At 68.7% G+C, this 20,857-nt stretch carries 20 protein-coding genes, 2 tRNA genes and 1 pseudogene; 17 read left to right on the forward strand and 6 right to left on the reverse strand.

Annotated features, from left to right (window positions below):
• The 7 genes and pseudogenes from ACIBJH_RS20280 to ACIBJH_RS20310 all read left to right on the forward strand — a co-directional run.
• Nucleotides 1-96: pseudogene (locus ACIBJH_RS20280) on the forward strand (6-phosphogluconate dehydrogenase); the annotation flags it as partial.
• A gap of 62 nt (nt 97-158) precedes the next feature.
• On the forward strand, nt 159-1,280 hold the full coding sequence (gene recF / locus ACIBJH_RS20285; RefSeq protein WP_399118210.1) for a DNA replication/repair protein RecF: 1,122 nt from the start codon (nt 159-161) through the stop codon (nt 1,278-1,280).
• A complete protein-coding gene (locus tag ACIBJH_RS20290) occupies nt 1,277-1,813 on the forward strand; it encodes a DUF721 domain-containing protein (protein ID WP_399118211.1) in 537 nt (178 codons plus the stop codon). Before recF ends, ACIBJH_RS20290 begins: the two co-directional genes overlap by 4 nt.
• 353 nt (nt 1,814-2,166) lie before the next feature.
• The gene (gene gyrB, locus ACIBJH_RS20295) at nt 2,167-4,227 is read left to right on the forward strand and encodes a DNA topoisomerase (ATP-hydrolyzing) subunit B (protein WP_399118212.1); all 2,061 of its coding nucleotides are present in this window, start codon (nt 2,167-2,169) and stop codon (nt 4,225-4,227) included.
• 42 nt (nt 4,228-4,269) lie between these two features.
• Nucleotides 4,270-6,864 (forward strand): DNA gyrase subunit A, encoded by a 2,595-nt coding sequence (gyrA, locus tag ACIBJH_RS20300; protein WP_399118213.1) that lies wholly within the window; start codon nt 4,270-4,272, stop codon nt 6,862-6,864.
• 18 nt (nt 6,865-6,882) lie between these two features.
• Complete coding sequence (locus ACIBJH_RS20305; protein WP_399118214.1) at nt 6,883-7,707, forward strand: DUF3566 domain-containing protein; 825 nt, start codon at nt 6,883-6,885, stop codon at nt 7,705-7,707.
• A gap of 136 nt (nt 7,708-7,843) precedes the next feature.
• Nucleotides 7,844-7,920: transfer RNA gene (locus ACIBJH_RS20310), tRNA-Ile, on the forward strand.
• 64 nt (nt 7,921-7,984) lie between these two features.
• On the opposite strand, the gene ACIBJH_RS20315 is transcribed toward ACIBJH_RS20310, so the two are convergent.
• Together ACIBJH_RS20315 and ACIBJH_RS20320 are read right to left on the reverse strand one after the other, a co-directional pair.
• Nucleotides 7,985-8,884 carry a nuclease-related domain-containing protein gene (locus tag ACIBJH_RS20315; RefSeq protein WP_399118215.1) on the reverse strand — a complete coding sequence of 300 codons (900 nt, stop codon included), beginning with the start codon at nt 8,882-8,884 and terminating at the stop codon, nt 7,985-7,987.
• Between the two features lie 249 nt (nt 8,885-9,133).
• The gene (locus ACIBJH_RS20320; protein ID WP_399118216.1) at nt 9,134-9,496 is read right to left on the reverse strand and encodes a DUF6344 domain-containing protein; all 363 of its coding nucleotides are present in this window, start codon (nt 9,494-9,496) and stop codon (nt 9,134-9,136) included.
• A 337-nt stretch (nt 9,497-9,833) separates the two neighbouring features.
• Between ACIBJH_RS20320 and ACIBJH_RS20325 the strand changes: the two genes are divergently transcribed.
• Both ACIBJH_RS20325 and ACIBJH_RS20330 read left to right on the forward strand, forming a co-directional pair.
• Nucleotides 9,834-9,962, forward strand: a complete 129-nt coding sequence (locus tag ACIBJH_RS20325; RefSeq protein ID WP_003999697.1) for a DLW-39 family protein — start codon at nt 9,834-9,836, stop codon at nt 9,960-9,962.
• 152 nt (nt 9,963-10,114) lie between these two features.
• Nucleotides 10,115-11,485, forward strand: coding sequence for a hypothetical protein (locus ACIBJH_RS20330; protein WP_399118217.1), 1,371 nt, complete (start codon nt 10,115-10,117; stop codon nt 11,483-11,485).
• Nucleotides 11,486-11,513: 28 nt separating this feature from the next.
• On the opposite strand, the gene ACIBJH_RS20335 is transcribed toward ACIBJH_RS20330, so the two are convergent.
• Nucleotides 11,514-12,839, reverse strand: coding sequence for a serine/threonine-protein kinase (locus ACIBJH_RS20335; RefSeq protein WP_399118218.1), 1,326 nt, complete (start codon nt 12,837-12,839; stop codon nt 11,514-11,516).
• 141 nt (nt 12,840-12,980) lie between these two features.
• On the reverse strand, nt 12,981-13,529 hold the full coding sequence (locus ACIBJH_RS20340) for a DNA-binding protein (RefSeq protein WP_019073558.1): 549 nt from the start codon (nt 13,527-13,529) through the stop codon (nt 12,981-12,983).
• 180 nt (nt 13,530-13,709) lie between these two features.
• Here ACIBJH_RS20340 and ACIBJH_RS20345 point away from each other — a divergent pair.
• Nucleotides 13,710-13,782, forward strand: a tRNA-Ala gene (locus tag ACIBJH_RS20345).
• Nucleotides 13,783-14,209: 427 nt separating this feature from the next.
• Here the strand turns inward: ACIBJH_RS20345 and ACIBJH_RS20350 are convergent.
• Complete coding sequence (locus ACIBJH_RS20350; RefSeq protein ID WP_399118219.1) at nt 14,210-14,920, reverse strand: DUF5324 family protein; 711 nt, start codon at nt 14,918-14,920, stop codon at nt 14,210-14,212.
• Nucleotides 14,921-15,240: 320 nt separating this feature from the next.
• Between ACIBJH_RS20350 and ACIBJH_RS20355 the strand changes: the two genes are divergently transcribed.
• Together ACIBJH_RS20355 and ACIBJH_RS20360 are read left to right on the forward strand one after the other, a co-directional pair.
• Complete coding sequence (locus tag ACIBJH_RS20355) at nt 15,241-15,768, forward strand: peptidylprolyl isomerase (protein ID WP_399118220.1); 528 nt, start codon at nt 15,241-15,243, stop codon at nt 15,766-15,768.
• 97 nt (nt 15,769-15,865) lie between these two features.
• A complete protein-coding gene (locus tag ACIBJH_RS20360) occupies nt 15,866-16,777 on the forward strand; it encodes a rhomboid family intramembrane serine protease (RefSeq protein ID WP_399118221.1) in 912 nt (303 codons plus the stop codon).
• A 247-nt stretch (nt 16,778-17,024) separates the two neighbouring features.
• Here ACIBJH_RS20360 and crgA read toward each other — a convergent pair whose 3' ends face one another.
• Entirely contained in the window at nt 17,025-17,279 is a 255-nt protein-coding gene (gene crgA, locus ACIBJH_RS20365) for a cell division protein CrgA (RefSeq protein WP_019073554.1), read from the reverse strand.
• A 142-nt stretch (nt 17,280-17,421) separates the two neighbouring features.
• On the opposite strand from crgA, the gene ACIBJH_RS20370 reads away from it, so the two are divergent.
• Genes ACIBJH_RS20370 through ACIBJH_RS20390 form a run of 5 tightly spaced genes read left to right on the forward strand, consistent with a single transcriptional unit; the run spans nt 17,422 to nt 20,853 of the window.
• Nucleotides 17,422-18,201 carry a DUF881 domain-containing protein gene (locus tag ACIBJH_RS20370; RefSeq protein WP_399118222.1) on the forward strand — a complete coding sequence of 260 codons (780 nt, stop codon included), beginning with the start codon at nt 17,422-17,424 and terminating at the stop codon, nt 18,199-18,201.
• 21 nt (nt 18,202-18,222) lie between these two features.
• Nucleotides 18,223-18,912, forward strand: a complete 690-nt coding sequence (locus ACIBJH_RS20375) for a class E sortase (protein WP_399118223.1) — start codon at nt 18,223-18,225, stop codon at nt 18,910-18,912.
• A gap of 26 nt (nt 18,913-18,938) precedes the next feature.
• Complete coding sequence (locus tag ACIBJH_RS20380; RefSeq protein ID WP_200713825.1) at nt 18,939-19,127, forward strand: hypothetical protein; 189 nt, start codon at nt 18,939-18,941, stop codon at nt 19,125-19,127.
• Nucleotides 19,124-19,762: an aminodeoxychorismate/anthranilate synthase component II gene (locus ACIBJH_RS20385; protein ID WP_043675957.1), complete on the forward strand. Its 639-nt coding sequence runs from the start codon at nt 19,124-19,126 to the stop codon at nt 19,760-19,762. Before ACIBJH_RS20380 ends, ACIBJH_RS20385 begins: the two co-directional genes overlap by 4 nt.
• Nucleotides 19,759-20,853: a class E sortase gene (locus ACIBJH_RS20390; RefSeq protein WP_399118224.1), complete on the forward strand. Its 1,095-nt coding sequence runs from the start codon at nt 19,759-19,761 to the stop codon at nt 20,851-20,853. The genes ACIBJH_RS20385 and ACIBJH_RS20390 overlap by 4 nt, the downstream gene beginning before the upstream one ends.
• Nucleotides 20,854-20,857 lie beyond the last annotated feature (4 nt).

Consider the following 20,857-nt stretch of genomic DNA (forward strand, 5'->3'; position numbering starts at 1 on the left):
GCGCGGTTCGCCTCCCGCCAGGAGGACTCGCCGCAGATGAAGATGGTCGCGGCCCTGCGCAACCAGTTCGGCGGCCACGCCGTCGAGACCAAGTAATCCACAGATCCACAGGCCCCGGGCCCGTGGATCCACAACCTGGGGGAGGTCGGCGAACGACCATGCACGTCACGCATCTGTCGCTGGCCGACTTCCGCTCGTACGCCGGGGTCGACGTTCCGCTCGACCCCGGCGTCACCGCGTTCGTGGGCCCCAACGGGCAGGGCAAGACCAACCTCGTCGAGGCGATCGGCTATCTCGCCACCCTGGGCAGCCACCGCGTCTCCTCCGACGCCCCGCTGGTCCGGGTGGGCGCCGACCGCGCGATCATCCGGGCGCAGGTCAGACAGGGCGAGCGGCAGCAGCTGGTCGAGCTGGAGCTGAACCCCGGCCGCGCCAACCGGGCCCGCATCAACCGGTCCTCGCAGGTCAGGCCCCGGGACGTGCTGGGGATCGTACGGACCGTGCTGTTCGCGCCCGAGGATCTCGCCCTGGTGAAGGGGGATCCCGGGGAGCGGCGGCGTTTTCTCGACGAGCTGATCACCGCGCGGTCGCCGCGTATGGCCGGTGTGCGGTCCGACTACGAGCGGGTGCTCAAGCAGCGCAACACCCTGCTGAAGTCGGCCGCGTTGGCGCGGCGGCACGGCGGGCGGTCGATGGACCTGTCCACGCTCGACGTGTGGGACCAGCATCTCGCGCGCGTGGGGGCCGAGTTGCTCGCCCAGCGGCTCGATCTGATCGCCGCGGTGCAGCCCCTCGCCGACAAGGCGTACGAGCAACTGGCGCCCGGCGGCGGCCCGGTGGCGCTGGAGTACAAGCCGTCGGCGCCCGGTGAGGCGCACACCCGCGAGGACCTCTACGAGCAGCTGATGGCGGCGATCGCGGAGGCACGCAAGCAGGAGATCGAGCGGGGCGTCACCCTCGTAGGACCGCATCGGGACGATTTGATTCTCAAACTCGGTCAGATGCCCGCCAAGGGATACGCCTCGCACGGGGAGTCCTGGTCGTACGCGCTGGCGCTGCGGCTCGCCTCGTACGACCTGCTCAGGGCCGAGGGCAATGAGCCGGTGCTCGTGCTCGACGACGTGTTCGCCGAGCTGGACACGCGCCGCCGGGAGCGGCTGGCCGAGCTGGTGGCGCCCGGTGAGCAGGTGCTGGTGACGGCGGCGGTCGACGACGACGTACCGCATGTGCTGGCCGGGACGCGGTACAGCGTGGCGGAGGGGGCGGTGGAGCGCGTATGAGCACCGAGGACGAACCTGTACTCCCGAAGGCCGCCGAGCCCTCCGGCGTCGACCTCGCGCGCGTGGCGCTGCGCGCCGCGAAGGAACAGGCACGCGCGCGTGGGGACGCGGCGCAGCAGAAGAAGCAGGCGCGGCGCGGGGGCCTGCGCTCCGGCGCGCGCGCCGACGGCCGCGACCCGATGGCGCTCGGCGCTGCGATCAACCGGCTGCTGAACGAACGCGGCTGGGAGACGCCGGCCGCGGTGGGCGGTGTGATGGGCCGCTGGCCGCAGATCGTCGGCGAGGACCTGGCCAAGCACTGCGTACCGGAGCGGTACGACGAGGACGAGCGGGTGCTGGTCGTGCAGTGCGACTCCACGGCCTGGGCGACCCAGTTGCGGCACCTCACGCCCACCCTGGTGGCCAGGCTCAACGAGGACCTGGGGCACGGCACCGTGAGGTTGATCAAGGTGCTCAACCCCGGTGGACCGCCCCGCCGCTACGGCCCGCTGCGGGCTCCCGGCAGCACGGGTCCCGGCGACACCTATGGGTGACCGACATCACAGTGCGGGTGTCGGCGGGCAACCGGACGCGGTTGCGAACAGCGACCTGACCCAGGAGTAGCAAAGGGTTCATACCCGGAAGCGCTGAGTGCCGCTGTAAGCCTCTTTGAGCCCCGTTCCGCATATGGGGAGTCGGGAGAGACCGGTTGAGGGCGGCACATGCGGACTCAGGTACCGGCAAACCCCCATCACTGTCGGCGCTACCGGTAGACTGGAAGCAATCCCGCCCCACTTGTGGGACACACACCGAGCAACGCTGACTAAGGCTTACCAACGCAACACGCCGCAGCCGCTCCGGCCAACCGCCGGGAGCCTGGCTTGTGCTGTGCCAGAAAGGGCGCTTCGTGGCCGATTCCGGCAACCCCAACGAGAACATCCCGTCCACCGACGCCGGCGCCGACGGCGAGGCTCACTCCTCGAACGGCGAGGTCACCGGCTCGTACGACGCCAGCGCGATCACCGTCCTCGAAGGGCTGGACGCGGTCCGCAAGCGACCCGGTATGTACATCGGCTCGACCGGTGAGCGAGGCCTGCACCACCTGGTGCAGGAGGTCGTCGACAACTCCGTCGACGAGGCGCTGGCCGGCCACGCGGACACGATCGACGTCACGATCCTTCACGACGGCGGCGTGCGCGTCATCGACAACGGCCGCGGCATCCCGGTGGGCATCGTCCCGTCCGAGGGCAAGCCCGCCGTCGAGGTCGTGCTGACCGTGCTGCACGCGGGCGGCAAGTTCGGGGGCGGCGGCTACGCGGTCTCCGGCGGTCTGCACGGCGTGGGCGTCTCCGTAGTGAACGCGCTGTCCAGCAGGGTCGCCGTCGAGGTCAGGACCGACGGCTACCGCTGGACCCAGGACTACAAGCTGGGCGTCCCCACGGCCCCGCTCGCGCAGCACGAGGCCACGTCCGAGACCGGCACCTCGGTCACCTTCTGGGCCGACCCGGACATCTTCGAGACCACCGAGTACTCCTTCGAGACGCTGTCGCGGCGCTTCCAGGAGATGGCGTTCCTCAACAAGGGTTTGACGATCAAACTCACTGACGAGCGCGAGCTGGCGAAGGCCACGGCCGGTGCCGACGAGGCGGGTGCGGACGAGAAGGACGAGGTCAAGACCGTCACGTACCACTACGAGGGCGGCATCGTCGACTACGTGACGTACCTCAACTCCCGCAAGGGGGACGTGGTGCACCCGACCGTCATCGACCTGGAGGCGGAGGACAAGGAGAAGAGCCTCTCCCTTGAGGTCGCCATGCAGTGGAACAGTGGTTACAGCGAGGGTGTGTACTCCTTCGCCAACATCATCCACACGCATGAGGGCGGCACGCACGAAGAGGGCTTCCGGGCCGCGCTGACGTCACTGATCAACAAGTACGCGCGCGACAAGAAGCTGCTCCGCGAGAAGGACGACAACCTCACGGGCGACGACATCCGCGAGGGTCTGACCGCGATCATCTCGGTGAAGCTGGCCGAGCCGCAGTTCGAGGGCCAGACGAAGACCAAGCTCGGCAACACCGAGGCGAAGACCTTCGTACAGAAGGCCGTCTACGAGCACCTGAACGACTGGCTGGACCGCAACCCGAACGAGGCCTCGGACATCATCCGCAAGGGCATCCAGGCGGCCACCGCGCGCGTGGCGGCCCGCAAGGCCCGCGACCTCACCCGTCGCAAGGGCCTCCTGGAGACCGCGTCCCTGCCGGGCAAGCTGTCCGACTGCCAGTCGAACGACCCCACCAAGTGCGAGATCTTCATCGTCGAGGGTGACTCCGCCGGCGGCTCGGCCAAGTCCGGCCGGAACCCGCAGTACCAGGCGATCCTCCCGATCCGAGGAAAGATCCTCAACGTCGAGAAGGCCAGGATCGACAAGATCCTGCAGAACCAGGAGATCCAGGCACTGATCTCCGCCTTCGGCACCGGGGTCCACGAGGACTTCGACATCGCCAGGCTGCGCTATCACAAGATCATCCTGATGGCGGACGCCGACGTCGACGGACAGCACATCAGCACCCTGCTGCTGACCTTCCTGTTCCGCTTCATGCGGCCGCTGGTCGAGGCCGGGCACGTGTTCCTGTCGCGCCCCCCGCTCTACAAGATCAAGTGGGGCCGTGACGACTTCGAGTACGCGTACTCGGACCGCGAGCGCGACGCCCTGATCGAGCTGGGCCGGCAGAACGGCAAGCGCATCAAGGAAGACTCGATCCAGCGCTTCAAGGGTCTCGGCGAGATGAACGCCGAGGAGCTGCGCATCACCACGATGGACCAGGAGCACCGCGTCCTCGGCCAGGTCACCCTGGACGACGCCGCGCAGGCCGACGACCTGTTCTCGGTCCTCATGGGCGAGGACGTCGAGGCGCGCCGCCAGTTCATCCAGCGCAACGCCAAGGACGTCCGCTTCCTCGACATCTGAGTCGGTCTCAGCTGACCGCACCAGGAAGGATCCCCACCAGCAATGGCCGACGAGAACACTCCCAGCACGCCTGAAGAGGGCGCCATCATCGCCCAGCGCGTCGAGCCCGTAGGGCTTGAGACGGAGATGCAGCGCTCGTATCTCGACTACGCGATGTCCGTCATCGTGTCGCGCGCCCTGCCCGACGTCCGCGACGGCCTCAAGCCCGTCCACCGCCGCGTCCTGTACGCCATGTACGACGGCGGCTACCGGCCCGAGAAGGGCTTCTACAAGTGCGCCCGTGTCGTCGGCGACGTCATGGGCAACTACCACCCGCACGGCGACTCCTCGATCTACGACGCGCTGGTCCGCCTCGCGCAGCCGTGGTCGATGCGGATGCCGCTGGTGGACTCCAACGGCAACTTCGGCTCCCCGGGCAACGACCCCGCCGCCGCCATGCGCTACACCGAGTGCAAGCTGGCGCCGCTGTCCATGGAGATGGTCCGTGACATCGACGAGGAGACCGTCGACTTCACGGACAACTACGACGGCCGCTCCCAGGAGCCGACCGTCCTGCCGGCCCGCTTCCCGAACCTGCTGATCAACGGCTCGGCGGGCATCGCGGTCGGCATGGCCACCAACATCCCGCCGCACAACCTCCGTGAGGTCGCGGCGGGCGCCCAGTGGTGCCTGGAGAACCCCGAGGCCTCCCACGAGGAGCTGCTCGACGCGCTGATCGAGCGCATCAAGGGCCCCGACTTCCCGACCGGCGCGCTCGTCGTCGGCCGCAAGGGCATCGAGGAGGCGTACCGCACCGGGCGCGGCTCGATCACCATGCGCGCGGTCGTCGAGGTCGAGGAGATCCAGAACCGCCAGTGCCTGGTGGTCACGGAACTGCCGTACCAGACCAACCCCGACAACCTCGCGCAGAAGATCGCCGACCTGGTGAAGGACGGCAAGGTCGGCGGCATCGCGGACGTCCGCGACGAGACGTCGTCCCGTACCGGCCAGCGCCTCGTCATCGTCCTCAAGAGGGACGCGGTCGCCAAGGTCGTACTGAACAACCTCTACAAGCACACCGATCTGCAGTCGAACTTCAGCGCCAACATGCTGGCCCTGGTCGACGGGGTGCCGAGGACCCTCTCCCTGGACGCGTTCATCCGGCACTGGGTGGCGCACCAGATCGAGGTCATCGTCCGCCGTACGAAGTTCCGGCTGCGCAAGGCCGAGGAGCGGGCGCACATCCTGCGTGGCCTCCTGAAGGCCCTGGACGCCATCGACGAGGTCATCGCGCTGATCCGGCGCAGCGACACCGTGGAGATCGCGCGCACGGGCCTGATGGAGCTCCTGGAGATCGACGAGATCCAGGCGAACGCCATCCTGGAGATGCAGCTCCGCCGACTGGCCGCCCTGGAGCGCCAGAAGATCATCCAGGAGCACGACGAACTGCAGGCGAAGATCACCGAGTACAACGCGATCCTCGCCTCCCCGGTCCGCCAGCGCGGCATCGTCAGCGAGGAACTCGCCGCGATCGTCGAGAAGTTCGGCGACGACCGCAAGACGATGCTGGTGCCCTTCGACGGTGACATGTCCATCGAGGACCTCATCGCCGAAGAGGACATCGTCGTCACCATCTCGCGCGGCGGCTACGTCAAGCGCACCAAGGCGGACGACTACCGCTCCCAGAAGCGCGGCGGCAAGGGCGTACGCGGCACGAAGCTCAAGGAAGACGACATCGTCGACCACTTCTTCGTGTCGACCACGCACCACTGGCTGCTGTTCTTCACCAACAAGGGCCGCGTCTACCGCGCGAAGGCGTACGAACTCCCGGACGCCGGCCGTGACGCGCGCGGGCAGCACGTGGCGAACCTGCTCGCCTTCCAGCCGGACGAGGCGATCGCGGAGATCCTCGCGATCCGCGACTACGAGGCGGCGCCCTACCTGGTCCTCGCGACCAAGGGAGGGTTGGTGAAGAAGACGCCTCTGAAGGATTACGATTCGCCCCGTTCCGGCGGTGTCATCGCGATCAATCTCCGTGAGACGGAGGACGGTTCCGACGACGAACTGATCGGCGCCGAACTCGTCTCGTCCGAGGACGATCTGCTGCTGATCAGCAAGAAGGCACAGTCGATCAGGTTCACCGCGACCGACGACGCCCTGCGCCCCATGGGGCGTGCCACCTCCGGTGTCAAGGGCATGAGTTTCCGCGAGGGCGACCAGCTTCTCTCGATGAATGTTGTTCGACCCGGTACGTTCGTGTTCACTGCCACAGACGGCGGGTACGCGAAGCGCACCGCCGTCGACGAGTACCGCGTCCAGGGTCGCGGCGGCCTGGGTATCAAGGCCGCCAAGATCGTCGAGGACCGCGGTTCTCTCGTCGGCGCGCTGGTGGTCGAGGAGACCGACGAGATCCTCGCCATCACGCTGTCCGGCGGTGTGATTCGTACGCGAGTCAACGAGGTCAGGGAGACGGGCCGTGACACCATGGGCGTCCAACTGATCAACCTGGGCAAGCGCGATGCCGTCGTCGGTATCGCTCGTAACGCCGAGGCGGGATCCGAGGCGGAGGAAGTCGCCGGCGACGAAGCCGTCGACGAGACCGCAGAGGGTGTCGCGACCACCGGCACGGACGAGGGTGACGCACCCTCGGTCGAGTAGCACGAGGAGAGAGTCATCGTGAGCGGAGCCACGGGCGCCGGATCGACCGGTACGGACACGGACGGCGGCGGCCGTGGCTCCGCCGCGAACGCGACAGATCCGCACACGACCCAACTGCGTGCGATCGACGTGAAGAAGGCCGACTCGCACGCGCCCGACGCACATGGATCCCAGGGATCCCAGGGGGGAACTGTGACGGACACCCGAGGTCCGGGCACCCAGCAGCAGCAGCAGCAGTCGGCCGGGGCCGGCGCCAAGGCTCCGGCCCAGGGGCAGCAGGCGCCCCAGCCGCCCGCACCGGCCGCGCCGCCGACGGCGTCCCCGCTGCCGGGTTCGCCGCTGCCCGGTGAGCGTCAGTCGCAGCAGGCGGCCGGGCCGTACCACCCGCCGCAGGCCTACCCCACGCAGCCGCCCGGCGCCGCCCAGAGCGGTGCCGTACGGCGTCCGCGCACGGGCGCGCGCACCGCGCCCCGCACCCGCAAAGCACGCCTGCGGGTGGCCAAGGCCGACCCGTGGTCGGTGATGAAGGTCAGCTTCCTGCTCTCCATCGCGCTGGGCATCTGCACGGTCGTGGCGTCTGCGGTGCTGTGGATGGTCATGGACGCGATGGGGGTCTTCTCGACGGTCGGCGGCACGATCTCGGAGGCGACCGGATCGAACGAGTCGAACGGCTTCGACCTGCAGTCCTTCCTCTCCCTCCCGCACGTCCTGACCTTCTCGGGGATCATCGCGGTCATCGACGTCGTCCTCGCCACGGCCCTCGCGACCCTCGGCGCGTTCATCTACAACCTCTCCGCCGGCTTCGTCGGCGGCATCGAGCTGACGCTCGCCGAGGACGAGTGAGAAGTTCGACGAGAACGCGGGTGTACGGGGGTTGAAACCTCCGTCGGCGGTCCTGTGACTATCGATTTTGGGACTGCCCATGTCGTGCGCTAATCTTCAGGAGTCAGCGCGCGGGACACACTCCGCACAGCGCGGCGGGGCTATAGCTCAGTTGGTTAGAGCGCATCCCTGATAAGGATGAGGCCACAGGTTCAAATCCTGTTAGCCCCACCAGCACAAAGACCCCCAACCGATCGTGGTTGGGGGTTTTTGGCGTCTACGGCCGTTGAACCGTGGGTCAGGACTGCAGCCAGACGCGGCGGTGTCGTGCGACGGCGTAGACCTGGTCGATCTGCGCAGCCGTGAGCCTGCCGGTGAGGGGACCGAGCGCCGACACCTCGCGCTCCTGGTAGATCCGTACGGTGTACTGCGTCGCGGCGCGGTGCAGTGAGGTCACGCCGACGAAGACGAGGACAGGTTCCACCGGGACGGAGAAGCCGCAGTGCCGCTCCAACACGCCCTGGACGTAGGCCGCCTCGGCCCTACTGGCTCTGGCGTACGGGGCCGGCCGACCCCCGTTGACCTTGGCCATGGTGTCGCCCACCCAGACCGAGGCGCCCTGGTGGCACTTGGTGTTGATGCTGAAGACTCCGCCGGGGCCGATCAGTAAGTGGTCGATGTCACCACCGTTGCCCTTGGGGACGCCGTGCAGGACGCGCCAGCCGCGAGGGGCGAGCCGCGCCAACTCCCGGCTCACTCGCCGTTCCCCTTCGAGCCCGACGTACCAGCTCTCCCACTCCGAGGGGCGTCTCAGCACCCTCAGCAACAGCCTCCGCGCCGGTGACGGGCCACGGGCGGCGATCGCCTCGATCAGGGCCGCACCGGGACGGTTCTCCGCCAGATCGTCGGCGACGGTCGCCTTGGGCAGTTCCACCGGCCCAGTCGGGCGACGCGGGGCGGGTGGCTCGGGGCGCCGAACAGCCTCTCCAGGGCGTGCGCCGGGCGCGGGGCGAAGAGTCACCGAACTGCCGAGATGCTGCCGCAGCAGGGCCAGGGCCTCCCCCTGATACCGCTGCTCCTTGATCGTGACCACCTTCGTCGGCCGGTCCGCCCAGGCGACAGTGGTCCCGTCCGGAAGGTTCACGTAGAGCCGGTCCTTGCCGTGCCGTTTCCACGGTTTCACCGTGAGATCGCCCATGGGCCCGCCCCCGAGTATGTGCCGTCCCCCCACACATGGCAGCAGCAGACCAGGTGACCTGCAAGAGCGCCGGGGCAACATGGCCGAGTAGTGGCGTGCGCGGAGCGGCAGGCCGACAGCAGTGAGAGACCCCCGGCCGCGACGGGCCGGGGGTCTTCAGGGTCTTCTCTGGAGCGTTGTACGCAAGTTCGCCGCTGTGTCAGAGATGTCGGGGCGGTGGGTGAGCGGTGAGGTGGCGCGTGTCGGGCGTCAGCGCTGGAGGGGGGCCGCCAGGGGGGCCGTCTGCTCGGTGTGGGCCGGCTCGGTGGAGTCGGTGGTCTCCGTGGCCTCGTCCGCGTCCGTCGGCGGGCGGTGGCGGCAACTGGGGGACTTGCCGTGGGCCTCGGCCCGGATGCGCTGCTTCATCGTGGGGGGCAGGGACCTGGTGAAGGACCAGGGGGAGATCGTCGGTGCCGTCGGCTGTGCGGTGGCGCTGGTGCCGGTCGCCCCGGAGCGGGGCGTCGCCGCGGTGGCGGCCGTCGCGGTGATCGTGATGAGTCCGAGCGCGGTGCACAGAGAGATGAAGGCGGTGACGAAGGCGGTCCACAGCTTCATGACCTTGATCTGGGTCATGGCCCCTCACTTTCAGGTTGGGCGATTTGCGTACTTTCCTCATGATGTGTATGGGCGTCGCGAAGTGTGGGACCGGCGGCCGTGGCGCGTCGATGTTCTGATGAACACCACTCGGATGGGTGCAAGAGGCCTGAAAAGTGAAGGAAAGGGAGGAAGCGGGGCCAAATTAACGGTCCGTGGGGGTGTGATCACCCTCCGATCGGAGCGGTTCCATCCGCTTCTACTGCGCTGTCCCGGGCGGGAGTTGGCCGCGGAGGCAGGTCACCGATCGGTCTCGGTCGGTGTGTATAGTCGGGCGACAGAGGTCCCCTACGTCAAGGAAAGACGAGGTCGCGCGGTGAAGAAGCTTCTCCTGGTCGCACTGGCCGCCATCGGCGGGCTCCTCGTGTACCGCCAGATCCAGGCGGATCGCGCCGAGCAGGATCTGTGGACGGAGGCGACCGACTCCGTGCCCACGGGTTCGTGAGTACCGAGATCCAGTTCTGAGCACGCCCCGACCGCCTGGCGGTCGGGGCTTTGTGTTGCGCTGTCGCGCGAACCCGGTTACGACCGCCACGACCCGGGCGTTTCGGACGCTCGCACGAATTGCCGGGATGCCACGCGCGCGTGCGGGGCAGGATGGGCCACGTCCGGAGCAACGACGAGGGGTGGCGCGTGATGGGGCGGCGGCGTACGGCGTGGTGGCGGACGCGCACGCGAGCACAGGGCGGCCGTACGACCGTTGCCGGGGCGGCCGTACGACGTGCCGGTGTCGTCGCCGCCGTGCTGTGCGCGACCGTCGCCCTGGTGGGGCAGCCCGCCGCCGCGGCCGGGGCGCCCGGCTCCTACGGGTACGACAAGGGCGACCGGGCCGTCAACGGCGCGACCGGTCCGGCGGACGCCGTGGGCCTGAAAACCGGCGGGACGTACCGGAGTTCCCTTCCGAAGGGCGCCACCCTCTACTACGGCCTCACCCTCGACGCCGTGTCCGACGTCTATGCCTCCGTCACCGCCGTGCCTCCGGCCGGCACCACGGTCGCCGCCACCGACGGCATCAGGGTGTCGCTGCAGAACGCCGCCGGCACCGCCTGCACCCACCGGAGCGCCACCTTCGGGGCCAGCAGGAGCCCGCACCCGGTGGCCGCCTGGGCCGTGCGGGAGACGGGCAACGCGCTGTGCAAGGGGGACGGCCAGTACTACGTGGCCGTCGAACGCGTCGACGCGTCGAGTTCCTCGTCGGACACCTGGGGGCTGGAACTCACCGTGGTGTCGGAACCGCCGCTCACCCAGGCGGGTACCTCCGACGCGCCCCAGGACTGGAACTCCGCGTCACCCGAGCCCGCCACGGGGGAGGCCAGGAACCGTGCGGGCGGTTCGGGGTTCGCCGGGGCGGTCGCCGTCGGACAGGGCGTGTGGCGAGGCGACATCACCCCTGGCGGGACCCTCTTCTACAAGGTGCCGGTCGACTGGGGCCAGCAGCTCTCCGCCACCGCCGACCTGGAGGCCTCGAACGCGGGCAGCGGCTATGTGAGCCGCGCGCTCGACCTGGCGCTCTACAACCCCGTGCGCGCCTCCGTCGACGAGGCGGGCGTCAGCTATCAGGGCGGTGCGAGATCGGCCGCTCTCGAAGCCCTGCCGCCCGTCGAGTACCGCAACCGCTACTTCGTCGTCGACCACGAGAGCGGGATGCGCTTCGCCGGGTCGTACTACCTCGTCGTGCACCTGGCCCCGCAGGTGGCCGACGACTTCGGCCAGGGGCCGTTCCAGGTGACGCTGCGCGTGCGGGTCGCCGGTACGGCGCACGCGGGGCCCGGGTACGCGGGGCGGTCCGAACCCGGGAACGCCTTCGACGTCACCGCGCAGGACCGCGCGGCGGCCGTGACAGGGAGCGGCGGGGGAGGCGACACCGCGATGAAGGTGCTCGCGGTGGCCGGGATCGGCGCGGGCAGCGTGCTGTTGGCGACGCTCGGCGCGTGGACGCTGGCGGCCCGGCGCCGGACCGCGATGTAGCCGCCGTATCCCTCCCGACACCCGTCGGTCAGACGCGGGCCAGCGCCCAGAACCCCACCGCGTAGCAGGCCAGCGCCAGCAGCAGGACCGGTATCGCCACCTTCGCGGGCGGCCCGGGCCGCCGCCGGGCGCGCCTGCCATGGTGCTGCGGAAACGGCGGCGCGGGGGGCGGAACCAGCGGGACCTGGGCGGTGTATGAAGCAGTAGAGGGTTCGGCACGCGGCTGGGGGGAGGGCAGGACATGCGGCATCTGCGGAATCCGAGGGGGCGGCAGATGGAAGCTGCCGGTGTCCGACATCGGGGTCGGGGCCGTGGTGGGGGTAGGGGTCGGTGTCGACGTGGACGGCTGGGAGACGATGTCCTGCCGCGGGTCGAGGAGGCCGGAGTCCGTGCCGTTCGTACCTGTACCGATATCCGTGTCGGGTCTCGTCGCGCGCGACGGAGTCGACCCCGTGTCCACCCCGGAAGCCCGCGTCAGCGGTCCCTCGGGTGCGAACCCCGTTGGCAGCGGCCCCACTTGGTCGAAGATCTCGATCAACTCGTCGTCGGGGCCGGGCTCGGGCAGGAGTTCCACGGCCGCCGCGAGCGCCTTGCGCGCCCCCGTGGCCGTCCGGAAGCGAGCCCCTGGATCGGGCTGCAGCAGCATCGCCACGACCTGCCACAGCGGCTCGGGAACGCTCTTGGGCGCCCCCGGAGTCCCGTGCTCGGCGAAGTACTGGATGAGCGCCTTGGAGTCCGGCTTGGCCCCTTCCAGCAGATACAACGCCACCAGTCCTACGGCGAACAGGTCGGCGGGGAAGTCGGGTTCCGCGCCCATCATCTGCTCGGGCGCGAGGTAACCCGGCGTGCCCACGACGAGGTTGGTCTCCGTCAGGCGCGCTTCGCCCAGCCGCATCGCGATGCCGAAGTCGGACAGCCGCAGCCGTGGGCGGGCCGTGCCGGTGGCTTCGAGGAGCAGGTTGGCGGGCTTGATGTCCCGGTGCACGACACCTTCCGCGTGCACCGCGGCGAGGCCGGAGAGGAGCTGGTCGAGCAGTGTGCAGACGAATGCGGGGGGCAACGGGCCGTAGTCCCCGATGAGATGGACCAGCGAACCGCCGGCCACCAGGTCCATGGTGAACAGGACCTTGTCGTCGTCGGCGGCCCAGCTGGCCGGTGCGAGCACATGGGGGTGGTCGATCCGCAGCGCCTGCTCGCGTACGAAGCGCAGCAGCGAGTGCGCGTCGCTCTGCTGCAGGACCTTGGCCGCGACATAGCGGCGCCGGCGGTGGTCCCAGGCGCGCCAGACCGCGCCGACACCTCCGCGCCCGATCGGGTCGACCAGTTCGTACCGGCCGGCGAAGACCTCACCCATGGCTGTCCGTCGCTCCTCCCCCTGCGGCTACCTCCGTTGCTTCCCCCGAGACGAGCGATACGACTCCCCTTTGCGTCCCCCGTGCGGCAGTTGCCGTGCGCCCGGCTGTCGAACCCCCGATCGACGGCCGGGCCGTGGTGCTCAGCTCTGGTGGGACTGGTAGTGCGCGACCGCGTCAGAGGTACGGCCGGCGCCGTACACCCGGAGGAACTCTGCCAGTTCGGGGTGGCTCGGGGCGAGAGTGTCGGCCGCGTCGATGATGTCGCCGGCGGCGGCCACCGAGCGCAGCAGTGACTGGATCTCGCGGACCACCCGTTTGACCGTGGGCGCTCCCGAACTGCTTGTCGTGGTCGTGGTGTTGCTGAGCACCGAGCCCCCCTGGGACTTCTTGATCTCGTCCATCCGCTCGGTCGCCTCGGCCGCGCTCACGCTGCCGTCCGCGACCTGCCCCGCCAGGTCCTGCAGCAACTGCACCCGCTGCACCACCGCGGGATTGCCGATCTTCGCCCGCTGACCGCTCATCAGCTGGGACAACATCGGCGCGGACAGTCCCAACACCCCCGCGAGACGAGCCTGGTTGAGGCCAAGATCGTCGATGAGCTTACGGAAGAGCGCCCCCAAAGGCTCCCCGTACCAATTCCGCTGCAGCTCCCGCGCTCTGGCGGTGGCTTCCTGCTGTGCGGCGTCCATTGCGTCTCCCCATCGCTTCCCCAAAACCGCGGTTCGCTCTAGCGAACCACGACGAGCATCTTACGGAGAGTGGTCGTCCACCGGGAGCCCCAAGTTTTTGCGAGATACCGGGGGTGACCCGGTACGCTGGTCTCCGAAGCCCGCCGGTGCCCGGTTGTGCCGGTCGGACGCTTCCCTAGCGGGGCCTTAGCTCAGTTGGTAGAGCGCTGTCTTTGCATGGCAGATGTCAGGGGTTCGACTCCCCTAGGCTCCACATCCCGCACCGGCCGGTCGCCCTCAGTGGCGTCCGGCCGGTGTTTGTTTGTGCCCGTGAGGTGACGTGCGTCACATAAACGGCGGCTTGTCGTTGCAGTTGTTTGCGCAAATATCGGTGCCGGATGGGGTCCACCGGGGCGATGGGGTGGCGGTCGGCGCGGTGTGGGGAAGGTGTGTTCCCATGTGCGGGACGTGTGTGAGCTGGCTGAATACGGTCGTGTAATCAGGGGTGTGCGGTCCGTTAAGGGAGTTCCTGCGGTACTTGTTCACCTGGGGCGTTGCAAACGTCATCGCGGGCAGCTTGCGTAAATCAAGGGAGTCCCTCCGCCCGTGGGACTGTTCCACGTGAAACATCGAGGTGGGGCAGGAGACCCTCAAGTCTCCTGCCCCACCTCGATATTGACGGTGCGTCTGATGTCAGGACGTCAGCGGTGCTCGTCGCGGTCCGCGGCATCCGCGGCCTCGTCCTCGGCCTGCTTCGCCTGGACCTCGGGGTCGAGCACGGACTGACCGCTGCCGTCCACCGAGGAGAGACGGCCCGTCTCGGGCACCTCGGTCGCGGCGGGGGGCTCGACCAGCCAGTCGGGGTTGGCCTGCTTGTCCCACCACTTCCAGGCGGCGAAAGCACCGCCCGCCAGGATGCCCAGCACCGCCAGCCCCTTCGCGAGCCGGCCGGCTCGCGCCCGCCGCTCGTGCTTGCGGACCAGTTTCTGGATCTCCTGGGGCGAGACCTGGCCGCGCAGCGCGGCGAGCGCCGCCGCGCCACGCGCGGCGGCCTCGTCCCTGACCGGACCGGCGGCGGCGACCGCCTGTTCGATCCGCGGCCGGGAGTACTCGGCGGCCTGCTGAGCGGCCTTGCGGGCGCGGACGGCGGCCTCCTGGGCGGCCTGGTCCACCTTCGGCGGCACATGGGTGCGGGCCTGTTCCAGGCGGGGTGCGAGATGGGCGTCGTACTGCACACGGGCCTGGTCGGCGGCCAGGGACACCTTGGGCGCGAGTCGTACGCGTGCCTCGTGGGCGTAGAACGCGGCCTTGTCCTTGGCCGTGTCGGCGTAGGGCGCCACCACTTCCGCGGCGTGCAGCACGCTGTCCTTCGCCGAGCCGGTCGCGGAGCGCACGCTGTCGATGCGGGTCACGGGTTCCTCCTCCTCGGTGGCGTACGTTTCTTCGTCTGTCCACCCAAATAGGGATCATGCCTGCCAGAGGGCCACTGGGCATGTGAGGGCGGGCATCCGGGTCACGATCACGGGTAATAGCGGATGAATACGGGGGAACTGGGGGAACGGGGGCTTGTCGTCGACAATGCCACGGATCCCCGCCGCCTGCCCCTGTCCCGGAGTCACTCGGCCGGATTTCTGCGAGCTGACCCGCCGGACAGGCCCTCGGCCACCGGGCGACTCGGCGCGATCGGCGTGCGAAGATCTGGGGGTCACAGAAAGACAACGGAAGGCAGATCGTGGCTGAGCAGCTTTACGCCACCCTGAAGACCAACCTTGGCGACATCGAGGTCCGGCTGCTGCCGAACCACGCTCCCAAGACGGTCCGGAACTTCGTCGAGCTCGCCACGGGTGAGCGTGAGTGGACCAACCCCGAGACGGGCGAGAAGTCCAAGGACAAGCTCTACGACGGCACGGTCTTCCACCGGGTGATCAGCGGCTTCATGATCCAGGGCGGGGACCCGCTGGGCAACGGCACCGGCGGCCCGGGCTACCAGTTCGAGGACGAGTTCCACCCGGAGCTCCGCTTCGACAAGCCCTATCTGCTCGCCATGGCCAACGCCGGTCCGGGCACCAACGGCTCGCAGTTCTTCGTCACCGTCTCCCCGACGGCCTGGCTGACCCGCAAGCACACCATCTTCGGCGAGGTCACCGACCCGGCGAGCCAGAAGGTCGTGGACACCATCGCGACCACACAGACCAACCCGCGCACCGACCGCCCGCTCCAGGACGTCGTCATCGAGTCGGTCGTCGTCGAGACCCGCTAGGGCCGACATCTGCTCTTACCGCCGGGAACCAAACGCCCCGTTCATCCGTAAGGATGGGCGGGGCGGTGCATTGCGTACGAAGGATTGAGGGGACCCCATGGACCAGGCGTCAGGCAGCCCGCAGGGCCCGGAGGAACAGCGGCCCCCGGACGCCCAGAGCCTGCCGGGCTGCTATCGCCACCCGGACCGCGAGACCGGCATCCGCTGCACTCGTTGCGAGCGCCCGATCTGCCCCGAGTGCATGGTCAGCGCCTCGGTCGGCTTCCAGTGCCCGGAGTGCGTGCGCAGCGGCTCCGGCACGGGCCACGCCCCGACCGCGGCCCAGCCCCGCACGATCGCCGGCGGCACGGTGGCGGCGGACCCGCGGCTCGTCACCAAGATCCTGATCGGTATCTGCGTCGCCGTGTACCTGGTCCAGATGGTGAAGGGCGACCGATTCACCGACCGCTTCGACCTCATCGGTCAGGCGTACGTCCCGGTCCTCGGCTCGGTCGAGGGCATCGCACAGGGCCAGCCGTACCGGCTGCTGACGGCGATGTTCCTGCATGCCAGCCCGATCCACATCATCTTCAACATGATGAGCCTCTGGTGGATCGGCGGCCCCCTGGAAGCCGCTCTCGGTCGCGCTCGCTATGTCGCTCTCTACTTCGTCTCGGGCCTCGCGGGCAGCGCGCTCACGTACCTGCTCGCCGCCTCGAACTCGCCCTCGCTCGGTGCCTCCGGCGCCATCTTCGGGCTCTTCGGTGCGACGGCCGTTCTGATGCGCCGCCTCCGGTACGACATGCGGCCGGTCATCGCCCTGCTGGTGATCAACCTGATCTTCACCTTCGGCTGGGGCAACATCGCCTGGCAGGCCCACATCGGCGGCCTCGTAGCCGGAGTCATCACCGGCTACGCGATGGTCCACGCCCCGCGCGAGCGGCGGGCCCTGATCCAGTACGGCACCTGTGCCGTCGTACTCGTGATCGTCGTGGTGTTGACGCTGATCAGGACGGCTCAGCTCAGCTGATATCAAACCGTTGTCCACAGTGCGTGGCGGATCTTGTGCATACCGTGGAGAACAGCTGTGCCCCCTGTCACCGACCTGTGTTTCTGCAGGTCAGGCAGGGGGCGAACAGGCTTGCGGTTGCCGGTGTGTCAGTCACACCAGCGTCAACACTCAGTGGGTTATCCACAGATCGTCGTTCTTTTTCCCCAGGCCCGCTGTGGATACTTCTCTGGCCTGTGGATAACTCAGTGGAAAGCCGTGGGCAGAGCTACTTCCACTGGGTCGAGACACCGAACCCGGCGGCGATGAAGCCGAAGCCCACCACGATGTTCCAGTTGTCCAGGCTGTCGATGGGCATGGAGCCGTCGGTGACGTAGAAGACGACGATCCAGGCCAGTCCGATGACGAACATGGCCAGCATGACCGGAGCGACCCAGGCACGGCTGTTCAACTTGATGGCGGTCGCCGTCTTCGCCGGCGGCGGCGTGTAGTCGGCCTTCTTGCGGATACGTGACTTCGGCACGAGGGTCTCTCCTGTCGATGCGCTGCGTGGCCGCGCAGGGAACTGGGGCGGGCTCCGGGGCAGCGTACAAGGGGACACTGAGTGCTCCCCCGGGCGTCCGTTAGCGTAGTGCTTCCGCGGCGCCGAAGGAGATAAGGGTACGTTGAGCAATTCTGCCGACTCCCCCGGGACGGGTACCAGTCCTGCCGGTATCCGCCGTTTCCGTCCCGTGCGGATTCTCACGGTGGCCGTCTTCGCCCTCGCGGGGCTCATCTTCTTCACCAGTTTCAACACCGCCAAGGGCACCAACATCCGCACGGACGCCTCCCTGCTGAAGCTGTCCGACCTCATCCAGAACCGCAGCGAGAAGAACGGCCGGCTCGACGACGCCAACGGCGTCCTGCGCGACGAGGTCGACGCCCTCCGCAAGGAGGACGACACCGGCACGGGCGCCGACGACGAGAAGCTGACGAAGCTGGAGCAGAGCGCGGGCGCGCAGAAGCTGAAGGGCAAGGCCGTCACGGTCACCCTCAACGACGCCCCGCCCAACGCCACCGCCAAGCTCCCCGGCTATCCCGAGCCGCAGCCCGACTACCTGGTCATCCACCAGCAGGACCTCCAGGCCGTGGTGAACGCCCTCTGGCAGGGCGGCGCCCAGGGCATCAAGGTCATGGACCAGCGGCTGATCGCGACCAGCGCCGTCCGCTGTGTGGGCAACACCCTGATCCTCCAGGGCCGCGTCTACTCACCGCCGTACAAGATCACGGCCGTGGGCGACCCGGGGAAGCTGCAGCAGGCGCTGGCGGCGTCCAAGGCGATCCAGAACTACATGGTGTACGTCAACGTCTACGGGCTCGGGTGGAAAGTGACCGACGACGGGACGGTGACTCTTCCGGGGTACTCGGGCACAGTGGATCTGCACTACGCGAAGCCAGTGGAGTAGGCGTCCGTACGGGAGCTGCCGGTGCGCGTGATCGTCAGGAGCGTCAGCGAACTCTGCATCACCGTGGGCACCCTGATCGTCCTCTTCGTGGTCTACGTGCTCTTCTGGACCGGTGTGAAGGCCGACCACACGATGAGCGACCAGATCCATCAGCTGCAGAACCAGTGGTCGCGGCAGACCGCCCGCCCGAAGGCGTCCCAGGCCCCCACACCCACCGCCCCGGCGAAACCGGCCGCCTACAAGGACGGCGAGCCCTTCGCGATCATGTACATCCCGCGGCTTGGTTTCACGTGGAACAAGCCGGTTCTTGAGGACACGGCCGTGGACACCCTCAAGAAGGGGCTCGGGCACTACGCCGGCACCGCGCAACTCGGGCAGGTCGGGAACTTCGCGGTGGCCGGGCACCGGCGGACCTACGGCAACCCCTTCGTGAACTTTCCCGAGCTCCGCAAGGGGGACGCGATCGTCCTGACCGACGGGACGACCTGGTTCACGTATCGGATCGACAAAGGGCCTTACAAAACCGTTCCCACCGACATTGAGGTGATCGATCCTGTGCCACGTAAGTCCGGGTACACGGCCTCGGGCCGCTATCTCACGCTGACCACGTGCGATCCGGAGTGGGGGCACAGCCACCGGCTGATCGTCTGGGCACACCTGGACTCCACACAGCCTGTGGAGGCCGGGAAACCAGCCGCGCTGCGCCGTTAGTCTGGTGGCGTACGGCGTGAGTCTGGATGCCGTGGTGCGACGGAAGGGACGGCATGTACGGCTGGATCTGGCGGCATCTGCCGGGCAACGCGTGGGTCAAGGCGCTGATTTCGCTCGTCCTGGCCCTGGCCGTGGTCTACATCCTCTTCCAGTACGTCTTCCCGTGGGCCGAACCGCTGCTGCCCTTCAACGATGTGACGGTGGACAACCAGTGAGTGCACGGATTCTCGTCGTCGACAACTACGACAGCTTCGTCTTCAACCTGGTCCAGTACCTGTACCAGCTGGGCGCCGAGTGCGAGGTGCTGCGCAACGACGAGGTGTCGACCGCGCACGCCCAGGACGGCTTCGACGGCGTCCTCCTCTCGCCGGGCCCCGGCACCCCCGAGGAGGCCGGCGTCTGCATCGAGATGGTGCGGCACTGCGCCTCGACCGGGGTGCCCGTCTTCGGCGTCTGCCTCGGCATGCAGTCGATGCAGGTGGCCTACGGCGGCGTCGTGGACCGCGCCCCCGAACTGCTGCACGGCAAGACCTCGCTCGTCGAGCACGAGGGCAGAGGCGTCTTCGCCGGACTGCCCTCGCCCTTCACCGCGACCCGCTACCACTCCCTGGCGGCCGAGCCGGCGACGGTCCCGGCCGAGCTGGAAGTCACCGCCCGGACGCACGACGGCATCATCATGGGCCTGCGCCACCGCGAACTGCCCGTCGAGGGCGTCCAGTTCCACCCGGAGTCGGTGCTCACCGAGCACGGCCACCGGATGCTGGCCAACTGGCTGGTGGAGTGCGGCGACCAGGGTGCCGTGGCGAGGTCGGCGGGGCTCGCCCCGGTGGTGGGTAGGGCCACGGCGTGACCGCCCTGCGCCCCGAGCGCGAGTCCGAGGCCTCGTACGGGGAGCAGCCGTACGGGGAGCCGGGCGGGTTCGAGGAGTGGTACGACGTGTCCGCCCAGGGCGCGTCCGGGGTGCCGTACGGTCCGGTCGACGAAGAGACCATGGCGCTGCGGATACCGGAGCCGCCGCCGGTCCGGCGTGGCCACGGCCGGTCCATACCGGCGTCTGACGCCTCATCCGCCTCTTCCGCCACAGGAACCCCCACGGGTGGCCGTGCGGCCCGCAGAAAGGCCGCCAAAGGCCGTCACGGGCGTCATGGGGGTGCCGGGTCGGCGGAGGAGACCGCCGAGGGGCTCGAATCCGGTGCCGTCGGTGCGTCCGGCGGTTCCGCCGCGCCCGTCTCGCGGGTCGAGGCGCGACGGCGGCAGCGGGCGAACAAGCCGGGCCCCGCGGTCGTCGCGAGCCGCGCGATCGGCGAGGTGTTCATCACCACCGGTGTGCTGATGCTGCTGTTCGTCACCTACCAGCTGTGGTGGACGAACGTACGGGCGCACGCGCAGGCCGGCAGCGAGGCGAGCCAGCTGCAGAACGACTGGGCGAGCGGCAAGCGCGCGCCCGGGGAGTTCGAGCCCGGGCAGGGCTTCGCCATCCTGCACATCCCCAAGCTGGACGTGGTCGCGCCGATCGCCCAGGGCGTCAGCAACAAGAACGTGCTCGACAAGGGCATGGTCGGGCACTACAGCGAGGGCGCCCTCAAGACCGCGATGCCGGACGCCAAGACCGGCAACTTCGCGCTCGCCGCGCACCGCAACACCCATGGCGAACCGTTCCGGTACATCAACCAGCTCAAGCCCGGTGACGAGGTCGTCGTAGAGACCCAGACCACGTACTACGTCTACAAGATGACGAAGACGCTGCCCGTGACGTCGCCGAGCAACACCAGCGTCATCGACCCCATCCCCAAGGGCTCGGGTTTCACCCGACCCGGCCGCTACATCACGCTGACGACCTGTACGCCGGAGTTCACCAGCAAGTACCGGTTGATCGTCTGGGGCAAGATGGTCGAGGAACGGCCGCGCAGCAAGGGCAAGCCGGATGCGCTCATCCAGTAGGGGC

Origin of the sequence: Streptomyces sp. NPDC050548, from assembly GCF_044457385.1 — a bacterium.
Taxonomy (GTDB): domain Bacteria; phylum Actinomycetota; class Actinomycetes; order Streptomycetales; family Streptomycetaceae; genus Streptomyces.